Origin of the sequence: Leisingera sp. ANG-M7, from assembly GCF_000813965.1 — a bacterium.
Classification (GTDB): domain Bacteria; phylum Pseudomonadota; class Alphaproteobacteria; order Rhodobacterales; family Rhodobacteraceae; genus Leisingera.
Genome location: NZ_JWLI01000001.1, coordinates 641,380 through 663,636 on the forward strand (window position 1 = coordinate 641,380; position 22,257 = coordinate 663,636).

Here is a 22,257-nt window from a genome sequence, read left to right on the forward strand (position 1 = left end):
TCGAAAATCCGCTTACTTCGCCACCGGCGCGCGCTTGGTCAGCCCCAGCTTCTCGCGCACTTCGGCGGGGCCGATCACCCGCGCGCCCATGTTCGACACGATGGTGTTGGCCCGCTCAACCAGCTGCCAGTTCTCCGCCAGCACGCCCTTGTCGAGCCACAGATTATCTTCCAGACCAACCCGCACATTGCCGCCCGCCAGCACCGACTGCGCTGCATAGGCCATCTGGTTGCGGCCCAGCGCAAAGGCCGAGAAGGTCCAGTCGTCGGGCACGTTGTTGACCATCGCCATAAAGGTATTCAGATCATCCGGCGCCCCCCACGGCACCCCCATGCACAGCTGCACCAGCGCGTTCGGCTCCAGAATTCCCTCTTTGACCAGTTGCTTGGCGAACCACAGGTGGCCGGTATCAAACGCCTCGATCTCCGGCTTCACGCCCAGATCGGTCATCATCTGTCCCATCGCCCGCAGCATGCCCGGCGTGTTGGTCATCACGTAATCGGCCTCGGCAAAGTTCATTGTGCCGCAGTCCAGCGTGCAGATCTCGGGCAGGCATTCTGCCACATGGGCCACCCGCTCGGTCGCCCCAACCATGTCAGTGCCCGCCTCCTTCAGCGGCAGCGGGTTCTCGGTGTCTCCAAACACCATGTCACCGCCCATGCCCGCGGTCAGGTTCAACACCACATCCACCTCAGTATTACGGATCCGGTCGGTCACTTCGCGGTACAGATCCAAGCGGCGCGACGGCACGCCGGTCTCGGGATCGCGCACGTGGCAATGCACCACGGCGGCCCCGGCCTTGGCCGCAGCGATGGCACTATCGGCGATTTGCTTGGGGCTGCGCGGCACGTGCGGGCTGCGATCCTGGGTGCCGCCAGAGCCGGTCACAGCACAGGTGATGAAGACGTCCCGGTTCATTTCCAGAGGCATTTTCTTTTCCCTTCGATGTACAGGGTTTTGCCGCGGGTTATCCCCAGGCTCCTCCCCAGATTCCGATTTGCGTTGCAGACGACTCTGCCGCAGCCTTTTGCGGCACAGTTTACACCAGGCGAATCGAAGTTGATGAAATCCGCAAAAAACATCCTGCAGCCCGAGAACCGGCCGCTGAAAACAGCGGTTCTGGTTCTGGACGAATGCAACACGCTGTCCTTTGCCGCCGCAGTGGACCCGATGCGCGCCGCCAACCGGCTGGCTGGGCGGGCCGCCTTTGATTGGGATTATGTCAGCGCCACGGCTGAGCCGCCGATGCTGACCAGCGGCCTCACCGTGCCCAGCTTTCCGCTGGCCCGGCTGCAAGGCTGCGAGCTGCTGATTGTCGTCGCGGGCTTCCAGCTGGCGCGCCATGCCACCCCCAGCCTGCTGGCAGGCCTGCGCCGCATCGCCGCCAGTGGCGCCACCATCGCCGGCATCGACGGCGGGCCGTGGCTGATGGCCGAGGCAGGCCTGCTGGACGGCCACCCCGCCACAACCCACTGGGAAGACCTCGAGAACTTCTCCGCCCGGTTCCCGGAGGTAGATGCCCGCAATGACCGCTTCACCGTGTCTGACGCGCGCCTGACTTCCGGCGGCGCCACGCCCGCAATCGAGATGATGCTGCACATAATCAGCGCCCGCCACGGCGCAGGCTTTGCCTCCCGCGTGGCCGGACTGTTCCTGTTCGATGGGCCTGCCGCCCTGCCGCGGCCGCAAAGCCGTCTGGGCAACCGCGGCCACAGTGCGCTCACCGCCAAGGCCAACGCGCTGATGGAAGCCTCCCTGGATGAACCGCTGCCTCTGGCCCAGATCGCCGAGACACTCGGCACCAGCCCGCGCAGCCTGCAGCAGCAGTTCCGGCTCAAGCTCAACACCACGCCGCAGGATCACTACCTGCAGCTGCGCCTGGCAGAGGCCCGCCGTCTGGTTACCGACACCACGATGCCGCTGATGGATGTGGCTATCGCCACCGGCTTCACCTCGCAATCGAGCTTCGCCCGTGCCTTCCGCACCGCGCATGGCACCTCCGCCCGCGACCTGCGCCAGGAACAGGCCCGGCCAACGGCGCACTAACACTTCGCGGGTCAAGGGCCTCAGAGCGGCGGTGCGCAGCACCGTTCACCCTTGACGCGCAGCCCTTGAATACTCTTGCAAAGGCGCTTCAGGGGCAGGCCTGCCCCTGAAGCGCCTCTTAGCAAAACCTTCCGCGCTGCGCAGCAGCGCCCGGCCCAACCGTCCCAGGGCACTCAATGCCCGCAGGCCGGGCGGGAGCGCCTCTGCCCCAAGGATCAGTAAGGCATCGGATGCATCCGGTGGGCGGCGTTGATCTCCTCCAGCACCTGCTGGTTCAGCTCCAGCTCCACTGATTTCAGCAAATGCTCCAGCTGCGCCAGACGGGTCGCACCGAAGATCGCTGAGGCCATGAACGGCCGCATGCGGCACCAAGCCAGCGCCATATGCACCGGGTCCAGTCCGTGGCGTTTTGCGATCTCCAGATAGGCCGCGACCGCATCATAGACCCGCGGGCTGTGGCGCCCGCCCAGCTCCGGGTTGATCGATTTGCGCGAGCCTTCCGGCACCGCCCCGTCCTGGTATTTCCCGGTCAGCAGTCCGGTGCCCAGCGGCGAAAATGCCATCAGGCCGACGTCCTCATTGACGCTCAGCTCCGCCAGGTCGGTGTCATACATCCGGCAGACCAGTGAATATTCGTTCTGGATCGAGGCCACTCGCGGCCAGCCCTTCTCCTCCGCCAGCCGCAGCCATTGCACGGTGCCCCAAGCGCTCTCATTGGACAGGCCAAAGGCGCGTATGGTGCCACGCTCCACCTCGCGCTGAAGCGCCTCCAGGCAGTCCTCCATGTTGGCCAGCGTCTCTTCGCGGTTCTGGCCGGAGGGGTCATAACTCCAGTTCTGCCGGAACATGTAGCTGCCCCGGTTTGGCCAGTGGAACTGGTAGAGGTCGATGTAATCCGTCTTCAGCCGCTTCAGCGAGGCTTCGATGGTGGGCGCGATGGTTCTGGAGGAAATCGGCGCCCCGTCGCGCACATGTTTCATCCCCTCGCCGGAATGCTTGGTTGCCAGGATATAGTCGCCGCGCCGTCCTGTCTTTTCGTTCCAGTTGCCGATGATGCGCTCGCTGTTGCCCAATGTCTCTGCGCTGACCGGGTTCACCGGGTACATTTCGGCGGTGTCGACAAAGTTCACGCCATGAGCCAGCGCCATGTCGATCTGCGCATGCGCCTCGTCTTCCGGCGTCTGAGTGCCAAAGGTCATCGTGCCCAGGCACAGTTCGGACACCTTCATGCCGGTGCGGCCCAACGGGTTCATCTTCATCTTGCGCGCTCCCCTGCTGCGGATCTGCCCGCGACCCTAACCGGCAGGACGGCAAGTGCAAGCGGCTGCAGCCTGCCGCCGGACCGGCATTAACCATTCAAGAACAACCAGAAAGCGATTCGAGTAAAATATGATACACTCAAATTTGCCGCAAATTGATAAACATGGAGTGGCTGATGACGATTACAGTGTTTGAAAACGGCAGTGCTCCCGCAACCGAAGCTGAAGCGCCTCCGTCGCAGTTGCCGCTTGCAGAAGCTCGCAGGCTGCATGGCCGCGGCGAAGCTGTCTTTGTTGACCTGCGTATGACGTGGGAAATGAAAAGAACCGGTCTCATTCCCGGGGCCTTTCCCTGCCCCCATGGGCTTATGGATCTGTGGATTGATCCCGACAGCCCCATCAGCGGCACCGCGCCTGCCAATAGGAAGGTGTTTGTTTTCTGCTGCGGTGATGGCCTGCACGCGCCCCAGGCCGCTCAAAGCGCCCGGCATATGGGCTTGCAGAAAGTTTTCTTTTTGGAAGGCGGGATGGATGCCTGGCTCTCCGGCGGCGGCTGCATAGCCGCGTTTGATCAGCACCAGGTTCATTGAACCGCGCCCAGCCGCTTGCACCCGGGTGTAAAACTCTGCAGCCTGTCTCCCGTTATTACTCCGGGAGAGCAGAGAATGCCGCAACAGATCACCAAGGGCGTCAAGACGCTGCTGGCGGAGGCAAACAGCCTCGTCGAGACTATGAGCGTCGGGGAGGCCAAGCAGAAGGTGCTGGACGAGAACTTCGTTTTCATCGACCTGCGCGACATCCGCGAATTGCAGCGCAGCGGCATGATCCCCGGTGCGTTTTCCTGTCCGCGCGGCATGCTGGAATTCTGGATCGACCCGGACAGTCCCTATCACAAACCGGTCTTCAATCAGGACAAGACCTACGTGTTCTACTGCGCCAGTGCCTGGCGCTCTGCCCTCAGCGCCCGGGCGGCGATGGAGATGGGGCTGAAACCGGTGGTGCATCTGGAGGGCGGCTTTACCGAATGGGCCAAGCAGGGCGGTCCGGTGGTCCCGCGCGAGGGCTGAGGCCCGCGGCGCGGAGTCAAGGCGCGGCGCGCCCCTTCGCGCAATTGAGAACAAATCACGAACATGCTAATGTTACAGCATGCCGACTCACCTGCTTGCCCGCCGCCGCCACAAGCCCCGCCCGGCGCTGCCCCTGACAGAGGGGGTCGCACTGGAACTGGCCCGCGTGCATGAGGCCTGCGGCCCCGCCCGCCACAGTTTTGCGCTGTGGCTGGCGGCAGCGGCCCAAGGACCCGTGCTGTGGCTGTCCCAACCCCAGGCCGGCAGACCGCTGAATCCGGACGGGATAGCGGATTATGCCAGCCCGGCCCGGTTCCTGTTCGTGCAAACCGCCCGGACAGAGGATCTGCTCTGGGCGATGGAAGACGCCCTGCGCGGCGGCGCACCGCTGGTGGTGGCAGAGCTGGCAGAGCCGCCCGCCATGACCCCGGTGCGGCGGCTGCATCTGGCGGCAGAGGCTGGCGGCAGCTTCGGCCCGGCGCCGCTGGGCCTGCTGCTGACCCCGGGCCATGGCGGCGCCCAGGGCATCGAAAGCCGCTGGCACCTGACCCATGCGCCCTGCCCCTCCAGCAGCCTGCCCGGCAGTAGCCCGGCGGGCAGCCGCCTGTGCTGGACCTTGCAGCGCCTGCGCGCCCGCACCCTGCCGCCCCGCAGCTGGCAAATCACCCGGGCCTGCACGGGCGGTTCTCTGCTGGCCGCCCCGCTGCCGACTGGCACTGACCGCCAGCAAGCCGCACGCCCTGCGGCTTCCCGGGCTCTCCCGCAACCGCAGCCGCCGCTGGTTGCGCCAGCGGTGCCCTAGCGGCATTGGGTCCAGCACCGGGCCCAACAGGCAGAGGCTTTGCCAGAAGCCGCAGCCCAGCGGGAGCGCCCTCGTTTTGCCGCGTTTCACGGCGGCACGCGCGAAAGTGAGCAGCCCTCTCCGGCAGATCCGGCTACACTCTGCCTGCACCACGCACCGGCAAAGGAAACCAAAATTGGACATAAACGGACTGCAGCGGCGCAAACTGCTCGCCGGCCTCAGCGCTGTGATGCTGGCGCCGCAAGGCCTGCATGCAGCGCCCCTGGCATACCAGCTGGTGCCAGAGGCCACCGATGTGCGGTTCACTTTCATGCTCAGCGGCCAGCCGCAGCACGGGCGCATTCCGGTCTCCAAGGCCCGCATCCGCATCGACCCGAAGAGCCTGGCCCGCAGTCAGGCCGATATCACGCTCGACGCCCGCCGCGCCCGCACCGGGCTGGTCTTTGCCACCGAAGCGCTGAAAAGCCCCGGTGTCCTCAACACTGCCCGCCATCCGCAAATCCGCTTCCGCTCCACCCGTGTCCGGCTAGGGCCGGACGGGCGGATCTCAGGCGGTGCCGCGATCGAGGGAGAGCTTACCCTGCGCGGGACCACCCGCCCTCTGACCCTGCAGGCTGCGCTCTACCGCCGCCCCGGCAGCGCCCCGGATGATCTCAGCGAACTAGACGTGCAGCTGTCGGGCCAGCTCAGCCGCGCCGCCTTCGGCGCCACCGGTTATGCGGATCTGGTTGCCGACCGCGTCCGCCTCGCCATCGAGGCCCGCATCCGCCGCACCGGCTGAGCCCCGGCCCGGCATCTGTGCAGGTGCCGAAAAACACCGCCGCGCAGAAATACGACATGGCTTTGGCGGAAACCGGCTGGCAATGCTGCGTCAGCCTGTCATGGTCGCAACGTTATGCGCCTGATCGTCTCCTTTGCCGCCCTGTTCCTCTCCGTCATCCTGCTGCAGCTGTCCACGGGAGGCGTCGGCCCGCTCGATGCGATCTCCGGCCTGACGCTCAACTTCACCAAGGAGCAGATCGGCCTCCTCGGCTCGGCCCATTTCTTCGGCTTCTTTATCGGCTGCTGGTGGGCGCCGCGGCTGATGGGCAATGTCGGCCATTCCCGCGCCTTTGCGGTCTGCACCGCACTGGGGGCAATGGGCCTCTTGGGCCACACGCTGACGGAAAACCCCTATGCCTGGGCCGCGATGCGGATCGCTTCCGGCCTTTGCGTGGCCGGCGCCTATACGGTGATCGAGGCCTGGCTGAACGCCAAGGTCACCAATGAAAACCGCGGCCGTGCCATGGGCACCTACCGTATTGCCGACATGAGTGCATCGCTGGCGGCGCAGCTGATCATCGCGGTGCTGCCGCCAGCGGTTTACATCTCGTATAATCTGCTGGCCGTGGTGTGCTGTGCGGCCCTGCTGCCGCTCACGCTGACCAAGGCCAGCCAGCCGGAAACCCCCGACGCCCCCAGGTTGCGCCCCAAACTGGCATGGCGCTGTTCACCGCTGGCAGTGGCAGGCGTGATTGTCTCGGCGCTCAGCTCCGCCTCCTTCCGGATGGTCGGCCCGGTCTATGGCCAGGAGGTCGGACTGGAAATCGGCCAGATCGCCTTCTTCCTCGCTTCATTCGTCCTTGGCGGCGCACTGGCGCAATACCCGATGGGCTGGCTGGCCGACAAATACGACCGCCGCTGGGTGTTGATCTGGCTGTCCGGCATCGCCATCCTCAGCTGCGGCATCACCATGGCCGCCAGCGGCACCGGCACCCTGGGCGTGATGCTGGCAGCCGGGTTCTTCGGCTTCACCACCTTCCCGATCTTCTCGGTCTCTGCCGCCCACGCCAACGACTTTGCCACCTCCGCCGAACGGGTCGAGCTGTCCGCAGCGCTGATGTTCTGGTACGCGCTTGGCGCCATCGCCTCGCCCTATGTCTCCTCGGCACTGATCGACAGTTTCGGGCCGGCGGCTCTGTTTGCCTATGTCGCCTGCGGCCATCTGCTGCTGATCGCCTTCGGTCTCAACCGGATGCGCGCCCGCCCGGTGCCGGAGGAGCGCACCAGCTACGTCTATTCACCGCGCACTTCCTTCACCGTCGGGCGTCTGCTGAAACGCTCGCGCGAGGGGCGGAAATAAAGGGCAGCATATATGACCCTTTAAGGATCTGCTTACACATAAAAAAGAGGCCGGAAAACTCCGGCCTCTTTGTTCCTGCAGGCTGCTGCCGGTCAGCCTTGAGACGCGGCGGTTTCTGCTGTTTCAGCCGCCACTTCTGCCGCTGGTTCAGCCGCGGCGCCATTCAGCAACGGCAAGTCTGCGGCTTCGACTTCATCGGCCTCAACACCCAGCGCTTGGCTGGCGACGCCGCTGACACCGTTTTCCATCGACAAGCCCAGCTCCTCGCCCAGCTTCTTCAGCGCAGGCATCTGAACTGCCATGCCCATGATCGAATCCAGCGCCTGGTTCACCACCGGCTTCTCTGCGCCAGCCCCGGCACCTGCGGCGGTATAGGGCGCACCGGCGCCGATGCCGCTGACCTGGTGAATCTTAATCGAGTCGATCTTCTCTGCCGGCTTCACCATCTCGCAGATGATCGCAGGCATCGCCTCAATCCGGGCCAGGTCGACCTTCATCCGGATCAGTTCACCCGACAGGGCGTTTTCCGCGTCAACAATAGCCCGCTTGCCTTCTGCCTCAGCCAGCATGTCGTTCTTCTTGGCCTCGGCCCGGATGTTCAAGGCGTCGGCCTCAGCCTGAGCTTCCTCGCGGCGGGCTTCGGCGCGGTCGGCGGCGGCTTCTTTCTCGGCCTGCGCAGCCAGGCGGATGCCGGTTGCCTGGCGCTCGGCCTCTCGGGTGGCTTCAATCAGCGTGATTTGCTTCAAACGCTCGGCCTCGGCCACCTGGCGGGCGGTTGCCACCGCTTCGGTTGCCTTGGTTGCTTCGGCCCTGGCCAAGTCTGCGGACGCTCGCGCGCGGCTTTCTTCCTCGGACTTCTGCGCGATGATGATCTGGCGCTCCTGTTCAGCCACTTCCAGTTCGCGTTCCTTGGCAATCTCCGCCTCGCGGACCGCGCGTTCCTTGGCGATCTCGGCATCGCGGATCTTGGCTTCGCGGGCGATGTCCGCCGAACGGATGGCCTCTTCACGAGCAATCCGGGCGCGTTCAGTCTCACGCATTGAGTCCTCGCGCCGCTGTGCGATCTCTGCCTCCTGCGCCGCCTTCATGGTCTCGACCTGCTTGGCCTGCTCGATCTTGGCCTGCTCTTCGTCCTGTTCGATGGCCAAGCGCTGGCGCTCCGCCTCCATCGCCGCACGGCGCACCGCAACCTCGGCCTCAGCGTCAATCTGCGCGCGCTCCTTTTTGGAGGTGGCAATCACCTCAGCCAGCTTGCGCATGCCCACCGCGTTAAAGGCGTTGTTCTCATCCAGTGCCTCAAACGGGGTCTGGTCCAGCGCAGTCAGCGAGACGGATTCCAGCGACAGGCCGTTCTTCAGAAGGTCCTCGGACACGGCATTCTGCACCTCCTGCACGAAGTCGGCACGGTTTTCGTGCAGCCCGTCCATGGTCATCTGCGCCGCCACAGCCCGCAGGCCGTCAACCAGCTTGCCCTCGATCATCTCGCGCAGCTGCTCCACGTCGAACGTGCGGTCACCCAGTGTCTGCGCGGCGCGGGCAATGCCCTCAACCGTCGCCATGACGGAGACATAGAATTCGACGCCGACATCAACGCGCATCCGGTCTTTGGTGATCAGCGCGCCGTCATTGTTGCGCTGCACCTCAAGACGCAGAGTCTTCATGTTGACCGGGCTCACCTCATGCAGCAGCGGCACCACCAGCACGCCGCCATCCATGATGACCTTCTTTCCGTTGGCCCCGGTCCGCACCAGGCTGATCTCACGGGACGACCGTTTGTAAAGCCGGCCCAGAACCAGGCCGAAGACCAGAAGAAAGACAAGAGCGCTCACCACCACAATGAGCATGAATTGAAATTCCATGCGGAATACCTCCTTGGATAATAGGATTTCAGTGTTTGTTGGTTTCTGTGAACCGGACGAACCAGTCCGGCGGATTATTCAGACAGTGCGATCAGCACAAAGCGGTCCTTGCGGCGGTCGCGCATCACCAGCACCTCGGTGCCCTGGGCCAGTTCCTCGCCTGCAGCGAAGGGTTCGGCGCGCAGGTAATGAGCGTTGCCGTAGCCATCCATGACGCGTACCTCGGCCGGGCGCCCTGCGGCAGCGGTTCCCTGGGTGATCACCCCCCGGCGGCGGCCCAGGCTGCGCTCCGACAGCGCCTCTGTCTCGGTTTGCGGCAAGGCCCTGGCAAAGATCCCGCCAAAGGCGCGTGCAAACCACAGACCAAAGGCACCCGCGGGCAGTCCCGCCATCCAGGCAGGTGCGGCAGAACCCAAATAGGACTTCAGCACCATCTGCAAGCCGATGCCGCTCAGGCCGAAGCCCATCAGCAATGCTGCCAGCCAGATCAGCGCCGGCATCCGCCCCAGGCCCAGCCAGGATGCCAGGCTGCCGGAAGCATCTGCAGCCCCGGCATTGCCTGGCGCTTCTGCCCCGTCGATTTCCGCGAGGTCGATGTCTCCAAGATCACCCAAAGCGTCCGCGGCGGCATCTGCGCCCAGGTCGCCAATATCCGGGAACCCGCCGATCTCTGCACCGTCAGCCGCGTCAAGCCCCGCTTCGCCATCAGCGCCGACCAGACTGCCGCCAAGCAGCAAAGCCGCAAGTTCCAGAACCGCCAGACCGCCCAGCAGGGCGAGCGCAAGGGAAAACGGCGCAAACGCACCATCAAGCAGGAAGTCGAACACCTATGGAATGCCTTTCAAATGTATGCCGTGGTATACAAATCATATGGTAACGCTCTTGTGAGCTTTCAAGGGCTTAAGATAGAGTTTCACAACTCCTGAGTGCGCCAGCCCGGATTGCAGTTCAAGCATGAACTGCACGCACGCCTCTTATTTCCAGCGAATTCTGCTGGCGGGGTTCCCGCCGCCTGCGCCATGCGTTAGACGGGCCTTTGACGTATTACCTGGATGGATGGCATGGCACGCATTCTGATCACTTCGGCAATCCCCTACATCAACGGGATCAAGCATCTGGGCAACCTGGTGGGCAGCCAGCTGCCGGCCGACCTTTATGCCCGGTTCCAGCGCGGACGCGGCAATGAGGTGATGTTCCTCTGCGCCACAGATGAACACGGCACCCCGGCGGAACTGGCCGCGGCCAAGGCCAACCAGCCGGTGGCGGAATACTGCGCTGCAATGCATGAGATCCAAGCAGAGATCGCCAAAGGCTTTGCCCTGTCGTTCGATCACTTCGGCCGGTCTTCCAGCCCGCAGAACCACGCGCTGACCCAGCATTTCGCAGGCAAACTGGCTGAGGCGGGGCTGATCCGCGAAGTGACCGAAAAACAGGTCTACTCCAACGCCGACGGCCGCTTCCTGCCCGACCGGTATATCGAAGGCACCTGCCCCAACTGCGGCTATGAAAAGGCCCGCGGCGACCAATGCGAGGAATGCACCAAGCAGCTGGACCCGACCGACCTGATCAATCCGCGCTCTGCCGTCTCCGGCTCCACCGACCTGGAAGTGCGCGAGACCAAGCACCTGTATCTGTGCCAGTCGCAGTTGAAGGACCAGCTAGACGCCTGGATTGACAGCAAGAAAGACTGGCCGGTCCTGACGACCTCGATTGCCAAGAAGTGGCTGCATGACGGCGACGGGCTGCAGGACCGCGGCATCACCCGCGACCTTGACTGGGGCGTGCCGGTCAAGAAAGGCGGTGAGGACTGGCCGGGCATGGAAGGCAAGGTCTTCTACGTCTGGTTCGACGCACCGATCGAATATATCGCGGCCTCTCGCGAATGGGCTGATGCCAACGGCAAGTCCGACGCCGACTGGCAGCGCTGGTGGCGCACCGACAAGGGCGCCGAGGACGTCAAATACGTCCAGTTCATGGGCAAGGACAATGTTCCCTTCCACACCCTGTCGTTCCCAGCCACCATTCTGGGTTCCGGCGAGCCGTGGAAGATGGTCGACCACCTGAAGTCTTTCAACTACCTGAACTACGACGGCGGTCAGTTCTCCACTTCGCAGGGCCGCGGCGTCTTCATGGATCAGGCGCTGGAAATCCTGCCCGCGGATTACTGGCGCTGGTGGCTGCTGAGCCATGCACCCGAAAGCAGCGACTCTGAGTTCACCTGGGAGAACTTCCAGCAGTCGGTGAACAAGGACCTGGCGGACGTGCTGGGCAACTTTGTCAGCCGCATCACCAAGTTCTGCCGTTCCAAGTTCGGCGAGGAAGTACCCTCGGCTGGCGAATACGGTGAGCAGGAACAGGCACTGATTGCCGAACTCACCACCCGCATCCGCGCCTATGAAGGCCATATGGAAGCAATGGAGGTGCGCAAATCGGCGCAGGAGCTGCGGGCAATCTGGGTTGCCGGCAATGAATATCTGCAATCCGCCGCCCCCTGGTCGGTGTTTAAGGAAGACCCCGAGCGCGCCGCCGCGCAGGTGCGTCTGGGCCTCAATCTGATCCGGCTTTACGCGGTGCTGTCTGCCCCCTTCATCCCGCAGGCCAGCGACACGCTGATGGCAGCGCTGAACACGGAGGACCGCAGCTGGCCGGACGATGCGGCGGCAGCCCTGTCTGCTCTGCCCGCAGGCCACGCCTTTACCGTGCCGGAGGTGCTGTTCGCCAAGATCACCGACGAACAGCGCGAAGAATGGCAGGAACGCTTCTCCGGCACCCGCGCCTGACGCACCAGACTTTAACTGAGACAGAGGCCGCCCGCTGGGCGGCCTTTTTGTTTGCCATCCCATTGCCACAACGCAAAACTTATTTCCGACTAAAAAACTCAGGTTGACATAGGTGAGTAAATAAATCAGGAATACAGCATTCCAGCCAGCCTGACTCGGATCAGGCGAGCCCGAGTGACATTCAATCAACCGAGATCGCCCCCATGCCGACCAGTGCGCGCCGCCCCAGCGGCCCTGACATCAAGGAACCGGACGCTGAGGACATGCGCCAGCTGTGGCCGCAGGTCTTTGCGCCGTCCGGCGCGCTGTCCGGTTTTTGTCTGGAATGGCTTCTGGACAGGGCGGAATTCAGTAATGGGCGCACGTCATGAACCAGATTACTTCCAAACCTGTCCCCACTGAGGCCACCGCCGAGGTGTTCCCGACCTACCACGCCGAGGACCTGACCCGCGGCGGCACCCAGGCCCGTATCCTTTTGAACGGGCAGATCTATTCCCTGCGCATCACCCGCGCAGGCAAGCTGATCCTGACCAAATGAACGGCGGCGCATCCCATCCCCGCGGCGGCGTGACCGTCGGCACCCTGTCGGAGTTGCCGCCGCTGGAGGCCGGCGCGGTTATCTACCTGCGCCATTGGTTCTCCGGCGATGAAACCCGCGAGCAGATGCGCCGTGATTTTGAGGTGAACTTCGGTCCGGAACTTGCCGGGGCCGCCTTTGAGGCCTTTGGTTACTTGTGCAATTTCTGCGCTGCCCATGGCCGCCGCCCGCTGGTGCGCCACGGTATGACCTGCAACTGCCTGGGCGCGGATGAAAACTGCTTTGCCAACCTGCTGGCCTCAGCCGCGGAAGGCCAGCAGGACGACGCCCATGTGCTTGCGTCGCTGATCGTCACCCCGCGCAAGGCACCGGAGCTGGCACAGCTTGCCTCAGACTGCGGGTTGCTGATGCAGCAGATCATGGGGCTGCGGCCGCCCGTGCTTCCGGCCCGGCCCTCCTCTGCCACACTTCATTGAACACAGAACAAATCAAAGGACTTAGCTGATGAAAGCTGTTTTTCTCGCGGGCACTGCCCTCGCCGGTCTCGCCGTTGGCTCCACTGCTGCCCTGGCTGCTGAAAAGGCCGCGGTGCTGACCAACTATGCAAATATCGCCGAAGCCAAGTATCAGGACAGCCTGGCTACCGCGCAGGTGCTGAAAGCCGCCGTCGACGCGCTGGTCGCTGAACCGTCCTCTGAGAATCTTGAGGCCGCCCGCGCCGCCTGGATCGCGGCCCGCGTTCCCTATCAGCAATCCGAGGTGTTCCGGTTCGGCAATGCCATCGTCGACGACTGGGAAGGCAAAGTGAACGCCTGGCCGCTGGACGAAGGCCTGATCGATTATGTCGACGCGTCTTATGGCGGGCCGAGTGACGAGAACACCCTGGCGGCGCTGAACGTGATCGCCAACCCCAGCTTTGAGCTGTCGGGCAAAGTAATCGACGCTGCCAAAATCACCCCGGAACTGCTGGAAGGCGCCCTGCATGAGGCTGACGGGGTCGAGGCCAACGTCGCCACCGGCTACCACGCCATCGAATTCCTGCTTTGGGGTCAGGACCTGAAGGGGACAGAACACGGCGCAGGCGACCGGCCCTGGACCGACTATGCCACGGGCGACGCCTGCACCGGCGGCAACTGCGACCGCCGCGGCGCGTACCTGCAGGCGGCCACCGAGCTGCTGATATCTGATCTGGAATGGATCACCGCGCAATGGGGCGAGTCCGGCGATGCCCGCACCGCGCTGCTGGCAGATGAGGACGCAGGCATCACCGCCATGCTGACCGGTATGGGCTCGCTGTCTTATGGCGAGCAGGCGGGCGAGCGGATGCGCCTTGGCTTGATGCTGAACGACCCCGAGGAAGAGCACGACTGCTTCTCCGACAACACCCACAACAGCCACTACTATGACGGGCTGGGTGTGCAGAACGTCTATCTCGGCGAATACGTGCGGGTGAACGGCGAACTGATGTCCGGCCCCTCCCTGTCGGATCTGGTGACCGCCAAGGACGCGGATCTGGACGCAGAGATGCGCGGCAAGCTGTCCACCACAATGCTGGCGCTTGGCCGCATCAAGACCGCCGCTGAGGCTGGTTTCTCCTATGACCAGATGCTGGCGCAGGGCAATGTGGCCGGCGAAGCGCTGGTGATGGGCGGCGTCAACGGGCTGATTGATCAGACCCGCTCGATCGAGCGTGTGGTTTCCACCCTCAAACTGGACGGTGTTGCCATCGAAGGCTCCGACAGCCTGGACAACCCCTCGGCCGTCTTCAACTGAGCGTATTCAAACCACAGAAACACATCTGAGAAGGGCCGCATTTTCCGCGGCCCTTCCTGCGTTGTCAGCAGACACCCGCCAATTCCCTAGTATTTCACTCTGGATACTCCTTGAATCCTCAGTAATTTTGTCGGATATATCTTCCCAACGGAATCACTTGGCCTTTGCGGCCAGCAGGCAAGGACGCAGGCAGCATGATCGTTTGCCACTGCACACAGATCTCGGACCACGACATCCGCGCCGCCATCGACTGGATGCGAAGCGCCGACCCTGAAACGATAATCACCCCCGGCAAGATCTATCACGCGCTGGGAAAATCCGCCGATTGCGGTGGTTGCATGCCCCTTTTCCTCGACACCATGCACGCAAGCAGTAAGCTGGAAGTACCTGCGCAGCTTGCGAATTTACGCGCTGGATCAATTCGGGAGAAGAATAATGAAGGGCGACGCCAAGGTTATCGACTATCTGAACAAGGCTCTGCGGCATGAGCTGACGGCGGTCAGCCAGTACTGGCTGCATTACCGGCTGCAGGACGATTGGGGCCTGGGCAGCATGGCCAAGAAAAGCCGCGAGGAAAGCATCGAGGAGATGCAGCACGCGGATAAATTGATTGAAAGGATTTTGTTCCTGGGCGGCCACCCGAACCTGCAAAAGCTTGACCCGCTGCGGATCGGCCAGACCCCCAAAGAAACCCTCGAATGCGACCTTGCCGCCGAAGTGGACGCCCGCGCGCTCTACAAGGAAGCCCGCGACGCCTGCAACAAGGCGGGCGACTACGTCACCCAGAAGCTGTTTGAAGATCTGATGGCGGATGAAGAAGGCCATATCGACTTCCTCGAAACGCAGCTTGAACTGCATGACCGGATCGGTGCCGAAAACTATGCCCAGCTCAACGCCACCAAGATGGCCGAGGTTGAAGACTAATATTGCTCTGGCCGCCGCACTTGCGGCGGCCAGCCCCCTTGCGGCGCTGGATCTGGCCAGCCGGTACCAGGCAGAACCGCACCTCTCCCTCCTGCCCCGCACTGATGCCGAACGCGCCCGGATTGCCGGTGCAGTTGCGCCCGCCACGGACTTCTCGGCGCCTGAGCCGTTTGAAGACCTTCCGGCAGGGGCTGCCACCGTGCGCGCCCGTCCGGATGACGAGGCCTTCTCGCAGCATTCCGCCAACCTCAGCTTTGAGCAGGAGCTGGAATTCAAGCTGGGCAACGGGCTGTTCAAGAAGATCTGGGTATTTTCGCCTGCCTCTACCCTGGCCTCTGATGGCCTCGGCCCTTTGTACAACGCCCGCTCCTGCCAGCGCTGCCACCTGAAGGACGGGCGGGGCCATGTGCCGGAGCAGCCGGATTATGCCTCCACTTCGATGTTCCTGCGCGTCTCCACCCCCGGCCCTGTGCCGCCGGAGCTGCAGGAGATTACGGACTACATCGGCACTGCCCCGGACCCGCAGTATGGCCGCCAGCTGCAGGACTTTTCCGCCCCCGGCATCGCCCCGGAATACAGGCTGCAGGTGGAGTATGAGGAAATCGTGGTTGCCCTGAACGGCGGTGAGACCGCCACCCTGCGGCGTCCCAGCTATACCGCGGCCAGCCTCGGCTATGGCCCTCTGGCGGAGGGTGCCATGCTGTCCCCCCGAGTTGCGCCGCCGATGATCGGCCTCGGCCTATTGGAGGCGATCCCCGCCGCCGACATCCTTGCCCACGCGGATGAGAATGATGCTGACGGCGACGGCATCTCGGGCCGTGCCAATCTTGTCTGGTCGCGGGAGTTCCGCCAGATCATGCTGGGCCGCTTCGGGCTAAAGGCAGGTTCCCCAACCGTGCATGAGCAGTCCGCGGGTGCGTTTTCCGGAGACATCGGCATCTCCACTCCGTTGTTTCCGGCCCATGCCGGCGAGTGCACGGATCTGCAGACCGCCTGCCAATCCGTCCCGCACGGCGGCGGTGATTCCCGTGAAACCGAGATCGACCAGCCCAACATGGATCTGGTCACCTTCTACAGCCGCAACCTCGGCGTACCTGCCCGCCGCACTCCAGGGGACCCGCAAGTTCTGCGCGGAAAACAGATGTTTTACGACTCAGGCTGTACTTCCTGCCATGTGCCGAAATACGTGACACACCGGCTGGCAGACCGGCGGGAGCAGAGCTTTCAGCTGATCTGGCCCTACAGCGATCTCTTGCTGCACGACATGGGCGAAGGCCTCGCCGACAACCGCCCTGAGGGCCGCGCCACAGGCCGCGAATGGCGCACCGCACCGCTCTGGGGCATTGGCCTGACGCAGCAGGTCTCGCCGCGCGCGACCTTCCTGCACGACGGCCGTGCCCGCACCCTGCTGGAGGCCATCCTATGGCACGGTGGCGAAGCGGAAGCGGCCAAAACCCGCGTTGTGAAACTGCCGCCGCAGGACCGTGCCGCCCTGATTTCTTTCCTGGAGAGCCTCTGATGCGCGCCATTACCCTGACCCTGATTCTGGCGGCTGCGCCTGTCGCCGCCTCGGACCTCTCCAGCAGCATTACCGACCAGTTGATCGTCCCTGCTTTCACCGAGCTGGCAGCAGATGCGGCAGCGCTGGCGGACACGGCAATGGCCGATTGCGCACCGCAGTCCGAGGCCCTTCGCTCCGCCTACAGCGAAGCCTTCGACGCCTGGATCTCCGCCAGCCACTACCGCTTTGGCCCGACGGAAACGGACAGCCGCGCCTTTGCACTGGCGTTCTGGCCCGACAGCCGCAACAAGACTCCCAAGGCGCTTGGCAATCTGATCCGCAGCGAGGATGCAGGGGTCAGCGACCCTTCCGTTTTCGCCAGCTACTCCATCGCCTCCCGCGGCTTCTATGCGCTGGAGTATTTGCTGTATGATCCGGACCTGTCCGCAACCGGCAACGCAGACTACCGCTGCGCTCTGACCCGCGCCATCGGCATTGACATTGCCGCCACCGCGCAGGCCATTGCCACGGACTGGGACGAAAACTACGCCGCGGAATTGCGCGCACCCGGGACCCGCTACCGCAGCGAGGAAGAAATCACGCAGGAGCTGCTGAAGGCGCTGACCACCGGCCTTCAGGTGCTGGATGATATGCGCCTGGGCCGCCCCCTTGGCACTTTTGACAAACCCCGGCCCGCCCGAGCCGAGGCTCACCGCTCCGGGCGCAGCCTGCGCCATGTTCTGGTGTCGCTGAACGCGATGGAACCACTGGCATTGGCCCTGGCGCAGGATGAGGCCGGGTTAAAGGCGGACCTTGCACAGGGTTTCGGTATGGTCCGCAGCCGCGCCGAAGCACTGGACGACCCGATTTTTGCGGGCGTTGCCGACCCCGCCACCCGCATCCGTATCGAGGCGCTGCGCCAGCAAGTGAAAGACCTTCGCGTGATTGTCTCTGAACGCCTTGGCCCGGCTCTCGGCGTGGCGGCAGGTTTCAATTCGCTCGACGGCGACTAACGGAAAGGACCCGCCATGACCTCCCGCCGCGGATTTCTGGCAGGCCTGATGGCCTCCACCCTCGCCCCGCAGGCCAGCTGGGCCAGTGCCGGCAGCCCGGCCTTCCTGTCGGCGGGCAAGAATACCAACGGCGCCTTTCTGCTGGCGGGCCTCACCGGGACAGGACAAATCCTGTTCCGCCACCCGCTGCCGGACCGCGGCCACGCAGCAGCCGCGCATCCCTCCCGCCCGGAAGCCGTTGCCTTCGCCCGCCGCCCGGGCCGCTTTGCCGATGTGATAGACTGCCAGACCGGCACCGCTCTGGCGCGGCTGGAACCGCCTGCCGGCCATCACTTCTATGGCCACGGCACCTTCTCCCCGGATGGCAGCCGCCTTTTCACCACCGAGAACGACTATGAAAACGCCCGCGGTGTGATTGGTGTCTGGGACGCCGCAAACGGTTACCGCCGTATCGCAGCATTCTCCTCCGGCGGAATAGGACCGCACGATATGCTTTTGCGCCGCGATGCGCCGGGCTTGGTGGTGGCCAATGGTGGCATTGAGACCCATCCCGACAGCGGCCGCGCCAAGCTGAACCTTGCCGACATGCGCCCGAACCTCAGCTATCTGAGCTTCGAGGGTCAACTGCAGGACCAGATGGAACTGCCGCAGGAATTGCACCTGAACTCGATCCGGCACTTGGCTATGCGCGCGGATGGCACCGTGGGCTTTGCCATGCAGTGGCAGGGAGATCTGGGCGAGCAAGTCCCTACCGCGGGCCTACACATACCCGGCAGCGCCCCCTTCCTGCTGGCCGAGGACGACGCGCGGGTGCTGAACATGCAGGGCTACGGCGGCTCTATCGCGTTTTCCGCCGACGGCAGCCAGGTCGGCGTCACCTCCCCGCGCGGCGGCGTGCTGCAGGCGATGGACACTGTCGGCGGCACGCTGCTGCGGGAACACAGGATGAGCGACGTCTGCGGGCTGGCCGCCGCCGCAGGAGGGTTCACCGCCAGTACCGGAACCGGTCAGTTCTTTGCCGTTTCGGACACCGGGCACCATGTGCTGAACCGGGCGGATCTGGCCTGGGACAACCACCTGATCCCGCTCTTCTGACACACTTGTATTTTGGCACTTCTGAGGCGCGCCCGCAACGGCGCGCCCTTTTCGTTTTAACCACCTTCGAAACCAATACGAAAACGAATGATGACTCTTCGCGCGCGATACGCTACAGATTCGCAGCGAAAGGAAAGCAAATGGATGCAGCAAGCCGTCAGAACGAAATCGTGTCCCTCCTGAACCGGCAGGACCGGGTCGAGGTTGAGGATCTATCCCGCCGCTTCGGCGTATCCTTGCAGACCGTGCGCGCAGACCTGCGCGACCTGTCGGCCCGCCGCGCGCTGTCCCGCGTGCATGGGGGCGCCGTTCGTGTAAGCTCCGCCGCCAGCCAGGGCTACGAGGACCGGCGCAAGCTGAACGCAGGCAACAAACTGGCTATGGCCGCTCTGGCGGCAGAGCTGATCCCCGACAATTGCTCGCTTTCGCTCAACATCGGCACCTCCACCGAACAGGTTGCCCGGGCGCTGTCCAGCCACAGCGGATTGACGGTTATGTCCAACAACATAAACATTATCAACATGATGATAGGCGGACAGGCCAAAGAGCTGATCCTAGCCGGCGGTACTGTGCGGCAAAGCGACGGTGCCATCACCGGCCAAGACGCGGTGGACTTTTTCTCCCGCTACAAGGTGGATTTCGCCGTCATCGGCGCCTCGGCGCTGGATGCCGACGGCGCGGTGATGGACCATGACGCCCGCGAGGTTTCAGTCGCCCGCGCGATCCTGAAGAACGCTCGTCAAAAGGTTCTGGTCTGCGACGGCAGCAAGTTCGACCGCTCCGCCCCGGTGCGGATCTGCGACGTTCACGATCTGGACGTGGTGATCACCGACCGGCCGGTTCCCCCGGAATTCGCCGAGGCCGCGCAGGCGGCAGGCACACGAATCCTGACCGCAGGACAAAACGAAAGCAGCGAAAATGACTGACACCCCTGTAACGGATCTTGTCATCATCGGCGGCGGCATCAACGGCTGCGGCATCGCCCGCGACGCCGCCGGCCGCGGCCTGTCGGTGACACTGGCTGAGATGAATGACCTCGCCTCCGCCACCTCCTCCGCTTCGACAAAGCTGTTCCACGGGGGCTTGCGCTATCTGGAGTACTTCGAATTCCGGCTGGTGCGCGAAGCGCTGATTGAGCGCGAGGTGCTCTTGAAGGCGATGCCGCATATCTCCTGGCCGATGCGGTTCGTGCTGCCGTTTCACAAGGACATGCGGTTCGACAGCGATACACCGACCTCCAAGCTGCTCACAACCTTCATGCCATGGATGAAGGGTCGCCGCCCGGCCTGGCTGATCCGTCTGGGACTGTTCCTGTATGACAGCCTGGGCAAACGCGGCATTCTGCCCGGCACAGCGAAACTGGACCTGGCCGCCGACCCGGCGGGCCGCCCCCTGAAGGACAAGTTCAAGACCGCCTTTGAATACTCCGACTGCTGGATCGAGGATGCCCGTCTGGTGGTACTGAACGCCCGCGACGCACAGGCCCGCGGCGCCGAGATTCTGACCCGAACTAAGGTGCTGTCCGCCGAGCGCCACGCTGATCACTGGGTGATCACCCTGCAGGATCAGGCCAGCGGCGACACCCAACAGCGCCGCGCGAAAATGCTGGTCAATGCAGGCGGGCCATGGGTTGCCGACGTGCTGCACCAGAAACTGGGCCAGAACAGCCGCGAAAACGTCCGGCTGGTGCGCGGCAGCCATATCGTGGTGCCGAAACTGTTCGACCACGGCCGCTGCTATTTCTTCCAAGGCACCGACGGGCGGATCATTTTTGCCATTCCCTATGAAGAGGATTTCACCCTGATCGGCACCACCGACGCCGATCATCCGGATCCGGAGACCGCACCGGAATGCACCGCAGCCGAGCAGGACTATCTGATTGATTTCGCGTCCGGGTACTTCAATCAGCCGCTGAGCCGTGACGATATCGTCTGGACCTACTCCGGCGTGCGCCCGCTCTATGACGACGGTGCCAGCTCTGCCACCGCGGCCACCCGCGAATATGTGCTGACACTGGATCAGGCCCAGGCGCCTCTCCTGAATGTCTTCGGCGGCAAGATCACCACCTATCGCAAGCTGGCGGAGGCCGCGCTGGCAAAGATCGGCGAAGTGTTCCCCCAGCTGCCCGCGGACTGGACCGCAGGCATTGCCCTGCCCGGCGGTGATTTTGCGGTGGCGGATGTGGAAAAGCTGCAAGGCAAACTCGCAGCGGACTATCCGTTCCTGTCTCCCTACGGAACCCGCCGCCTGATCCGCGCTTATGGCTCTGAGGCCTGGGAAGTGCTGGACGATGCCAAGTCTGCCGCTGATCTGGGGCAAGACTTCGGCGCCACCATCACAGCGCGGGAACTGGACTGGGCGATTGGCCGCGAGTGGGTGCGAACAGGCGATGACTACCTGTGGCGGCGGACCAAGCTGGGGCTGCGGCTGGATGCAGCCCAGCGCGCGGCGGTGGATGCCTATATTCAAGGAAAAGCGTCACAGCTCGCGGCATAACGCAAAGGGGGCGTGCAAACGCGAGCTGAGGCGCGGCCCGGCCTGCCGGCCGGGCGAAAGTTCTTAAAACTCCACGCCCTTCTGCGCTTTCACACCGGCGCGGAACGGATGCTTGATCTGCCCCATTTCGGTCACCAGATCGGCGATTTCGATCAGCTCTTCCTTGGCGTTGCGGCCCGTCAGCACCACATGGGTCATCGGTGGCTTCTGCTCCACCAGGAACTCAAGCACCTCCTCCAGGTCCAGGTACTCATAGCGCAGGGCGATGTTAATCTCATCCAGCAGCACCATCGTGTTGCGCTCGTCCAGGATCATCTCCTTGGCCTTCTCCCAGCCCTTCTGGGCGGCGGCGATGTCGCGCGCCTTGTCCTGTGTCTCCCAGGTGAAGCCCTCACCCATAGTATAGAACTGGCAGAGATCGCTGAAGTTTTCCTCGATCAGGGTCCGCTCGCCGGTCTGCCAGGCACCCTTGATGAACTGCACCACGGCAGACGGCATCCCATGCGCGATACAGCGCATGATCATTCCGAAACCCGAAGAGGATTTGCCCTTGCCAGGACCGGTGTGAACAATGATCAGGCCCTTCTCGCCGTCCTTGGTCTTCATCATCCGGTCACGCGCGGCCTTTTTCTTGGCCATCTTGGAGGCGTGACGGGCGGCTTCTTCCTCTGAGATGCCGGTTTCAGACTTTTCGCTCATGGGGGCTCTCCAGCTGTTTGACCCCATGTCTTGACAAAGAAGGGCGCCATAGCGCAAGGGGGTTCAGCTGGTTCCTGTGAAAACAGGCGAAGAGGGAATGTGAAGGCCTTGCCAAGGCTCAAGCACAGCCGCCCCCGCGACCGTGACCGGATGAGGCCGCCATGCCACTGGGAATACGTCCCGGGAAGGCAGGATGGCCGGCAAGGCCTGAGCGCCTTGGCATCCGCAAGCCGGGAGACCTGCCAGCGAGAGAGAGATCAACGGGCAGACGGGGTGTTCTGCG

23 protein-coding genes and 1 riboswitch are annotated in these 22,257 nt (G+C 63.7%); of the genes, 18 read left to right on the plus strand and 5 right to left on the minus strand.

Going from position 1 to position 22,257, the window contains the following annotated elements; all coding sequences use genetic code 11:
• Positions 1 to 12: 12 nt before the first annotated feature.
• Positions 13 to 930: a 3-keto-5-aminohexanoate cleavage protein gene (locus tag RA26_RS03245; RefSeq protein WP_039179614.1), complete on the minus strand. Its 918-nt coding sequence runs from the start codon at positions 928 to 930 to the stop codon at positions 13 to 15.
• 132 nt (positions 931 to 1,062) lie between these two features.
• Here RA26_RS03245 and RA26_RS03250 point away from each other — a divergent pair, with 132 nt between their 5' ends.
• The gene (locus RA26_RS03250) at positions 1,063 to 2,046 is read left to right on the plus strand and encodes a GlxA family transcriptional regulator (protein ID WP_039179618.1); all 984 of its coding nucleotides are present in this window, start codon (positions 1,063 to 1,065) and stop codon (positions 2,044 to 2,046) included.
• Between the two features lie 215 nt (positions 2,047 to 2,261).
• On the opposite strand, the gene RA26_RS03255 is transcribed toward RA26_RS03250, so the two are convergent.
• Positions 2,262 to 3,305 carry an aldo/keto reductase gene (locus RA26_RS03255; protein ID WP_039179619.1) on the minus strand — a complete coding sequence of 348 codons (1,044 nt, stop codon included), beginning with the start codon at positions 3,303 to 3,305 and terminating at the stop codon, positions 2,262 to 2,264.
• Positions 3,306 to 3,469: 164 nt separating this feature from the next.
• Between RA26_RS03255 and RA26_RS03260 the strand changes: the two genes are divergently transcribed.
• The 5 genes from RA26_RS03260 (at position 3,470) to RA26_RS03280 (ending at position 7,296) form a co-directional block, all read left to right on the plus strand.
• Positions 3,470 to 3,895, plus strand: a complete 426-nt coding sequence (locus RA26_RS03260; protein ID WP_052272291.1) for a rhodanese-like domain-containing protein — start codon at positions 3,470 to 3,472, stop codon at positions 3,893 to 3,895.
• 75 nt (positions 3,896 to 3,970) lie between these two features.
• Positions 3,971 to 4,372 (plus strand): rhodanese-like domain-containing protein, encoded by a 402-nt coding sequence (locus RA26_RS03265; RefSeq protein ID WP_039179623.1) that lies wholly within the window; start codon positions 3,971 to 3,973, stop codon positions 4,370 to 4,372.
• A gap of 79 nt (positions 4,373 to 4,451) precedes the next feature.
• A complete protein-coding gene (locus RA26_RS03270; protein ID WP_039179625.1) occupies positions 4,452 to 5,174 on the plus strand; it encodes an ImuA family protein in 723 nt (240 codons plus the stop codon).
• 175 nt (positions 5,175 to 5,349) lie between these two features.
• The gene (locus tag RA26_RS03275; protein ID WP_342586109.1) at positions 5,350 to 5,955 is read left to right on the plus strand and encodes a YceI family protein; all 606 of its coding nucleotides are present in this window, start codon (positions 5,350 to 5,352) and stop codon (positions 5,953 to 5,955) included.
• A gap of 114 nt (positions 5,956 to 6,069) precedes the next feature.
• Positions 6,070 to 7,296 carry an MFS transporter gene (locus RA26_RS03280; RefSeq protein ID WP_039179628.1) on the plus strand — a complete coding sequence of 409 codons (1,227 nt, stop codon included), beginning with the start codon at positions 6,070 to 6,072 and terminating at the stop codon, positions 7,294 to 7,296.
• A 92-nt stretch (positions 7,297 to 7,388) separates the two neighbouring features.
• Here RA26_RS03280 and RA26_RS03285 read toward each other — a convergent pair whose 3' ends face one another.
• Both RA26_RS03285 and RA26_RS03290 read right to left on the minus strand, forming a co-directional pair.
• Positions 7,389 to 9,155, minus strand: coding sequence for a flotillin family protein (locus RA26_RS03285; protein ID WP_039179630.1), 1,767 nt, complete (start codon positions 9,153 to 9,155; stop codon positions 7,389 to 7,391).
• Between the two features lie 74 nt (positions 9,156 to 9,229).
• A complete protein-coding gene (locus RA26_RS03290; protein WP_039179633.1) occupies positions 9,230 to 9,982 on the minus strand; it encodes an OB-fold-containig protein in 753 nt (250 codons plus the stop codon).
• 234 nt (positions 9,983 to 10,216) lie between these two features.
• Here RA26_RS03290 and metG point away from each other — a divergent pair, with 234 nt between their 5' ends.
• The 12 genes from metG to glpD all read left to right on the plus strand — a co-directional run bounded on the left by metG (position 10,217) and on the right by glpD (position 21,275).
• The gene (gene metG / locus RA26_RS03295; RefSeq protein WP_193747576.1) at positions 10,217 to 11,935 is read left to right on the plus strand and encodes a methionine--tRNA ligase; all 1,719 of its coding nucleotides are present in this window, start codon (positions 10,217 to 10,219) and stop codon (positions 11,933 to 11,935) included.
• Between the two features lie 203 nt (positions 11,936 to 12,138).
• On the plus strand, positions 12,139 to 12,306 hold the full coding sequence (locus RA26_RS22900) for a hypothetical protein (protein WP_193747577.1): 168 nt from the start codon (positions 12,139 to 12,141) through the stop codon (positions 12,304 to 12,306).
• Positions 12,303 to 12,473 carry a hemin uptake protein HemP gene (hemP, locus tag RA26_RS22305; RefSeq protein ID WP_019297511.1) on the plus strand — a complete coding sequence of 57 codons (171 nt, stop codon included), beginning with the start codon at positions 12,303 to 12,305 and terminating at the stop codon, positions 12,471 to 12,473. Before RA26_RS22900 ends, hemP begins: the two co-directional genes overlap by 4 nt.
• Positions 12,470 to 12,949 (plus strand): hypothetical protein, encoded by a 480-nt coding sequence (locus RA26_RS03300; RefSeq protein ID WP_039179639.1) that lies wholly within the window; start codon positions 12,470 to 12,472, stop codon positions 12,947 to 12,949. The genes hemP and RA26_RS03300 overlap by 4 nt, the downstream gene beginning before the upstream one ends.
• 28 nt (positions 12,950 to 12,977) lie before the next feature.
• Positions 12,978 to 14,246 (plus strand): imelysin family protein, encoded by a 1,269-nt coding sequence (locus tag RA26_RS03305; protein ID WP_039179641.1) that lies wholly within the window; start codon positions 12,978 to 12,980, stop codon positions 14,244 to 14,246.
• Positions 14,247 to 14,440: 194 nt separating this feature from the next.
• Positions 14,441 to 14,734 carry a (2Fe-2S)-binding protein gene (locus tag RA26_RS22310; RefSeq protein WP_082015741.1) on the plus strand — a complete coding sequence of 98 codons (294 nt, stop codon included), beginning with the start codon at positions 14,441 to 14,443 and terminating at the stop codon, positions 14,732 to 14,734.
• Positions 14,682 to 15,170, plus strand: coding sequence for a bacterioferritin (gene bfr, locus RA26_RS03310; RefSeq protein WP_039179644.1), 489 nt, complete (start codon positions 14,682 to 14,684; stop codon positions 15,168 to 15,170). Before RA26_RS22310 ends, bfr begins: the two co-directional genes overlap by 53 nt.
• Positions 15,160 to 16,689 (plus strand): di-heme oxidoreductase family protein, encoded by a 1,530-nt coding sequence (locus RA26_RS03315; RefSeq protein ID WP_039179648.1) that lies wholly within the window; start codon positions 15,160 to 15,162, stop codon positions 16,687 to 16,689. Before bfr ends, RA26_RS03315 begins: the two co-directional genes overlap by 11 nt.
• Positions 16,689 to 17,684: an imelysin family protein gene (locus tag RA26_RS03320; protein WP_039179650.1), complete on the plus strand. Its 996-nt coding sequence runs from the start codon at positions 16,689 to 16,691 to the stop codon at positions 17,682 to 17,684. Before RA26_RS03315 ends, RA26_RS03320 begins: the two co-directional genes overlap by 1 nt.
• A gap of 15 nt (positions 17,685 to 17,699) precedes the next feature.
• Complete coding sequence (locus RA26_RS03325; RefSeq protein WP_039179652.1) at positions 17,700 to 18,779, plus strand: DUF1513 domain-containing protein; 1,080 nt, start codon at positions 17,700 to 17,702, stop codon at positions 18,777 to 18,779.
• Between the two features lie 140 nt (positions 18,780 to 18,919).
• Positions 18,920 to 19,705: a DeoR/GlpR family DNA-binding transcription regulator gene (locus RA26_RS03330; RefSeq protein WP_039179654.1), complete on the plus strand. Its 786-nt coding sequence runs from the start codon at positions 18,920 to 18,922 to the stop codon at positions 19,703 to 19,705.
• On the plus strand, positions 19,698 to 21,275 hold the full coding sequence (gene glpD / locus RA26_RS03335) for a glycerol-3-phosphate dehydrogenase (RefSeq protein WP_039179657.1): 1,578 nt from the start codon (positions 19,698 to 19,700) through the stop codon (positions 21,273 to 21,275). Before RA26_RS03330 ends, glpD begins: the two co-directional genes overlap by 8 nt.
• Positions 21,276 to 21,338: 63 nt before the next feature.
• Here glpD and cobO read toward each other — a convergent pair whose 3' ends face one another.
• Positions 21,339 to 21,974 (minus strand): cob(I)yrinic acid a,c-diamide adenosyltransferase, encoded by a 636-nt coding sequence (gene cobO, locus RA26_RS03340; protein WP_039179660.1) that lies wholly within the window; start codon positions 21,972 to 21,974, stop codon positions 21,339 to 21,341.
• A gap of 51 nt (positions 21,975 to 22,025) precedes the next feature.
• A riboswitch (cobalamin riboswitch) is annotated at positions 22,026 to 22,235 on the plus strand.
• Positions 22,236 to 22,257: the final 22 nt, after the last annotated feature.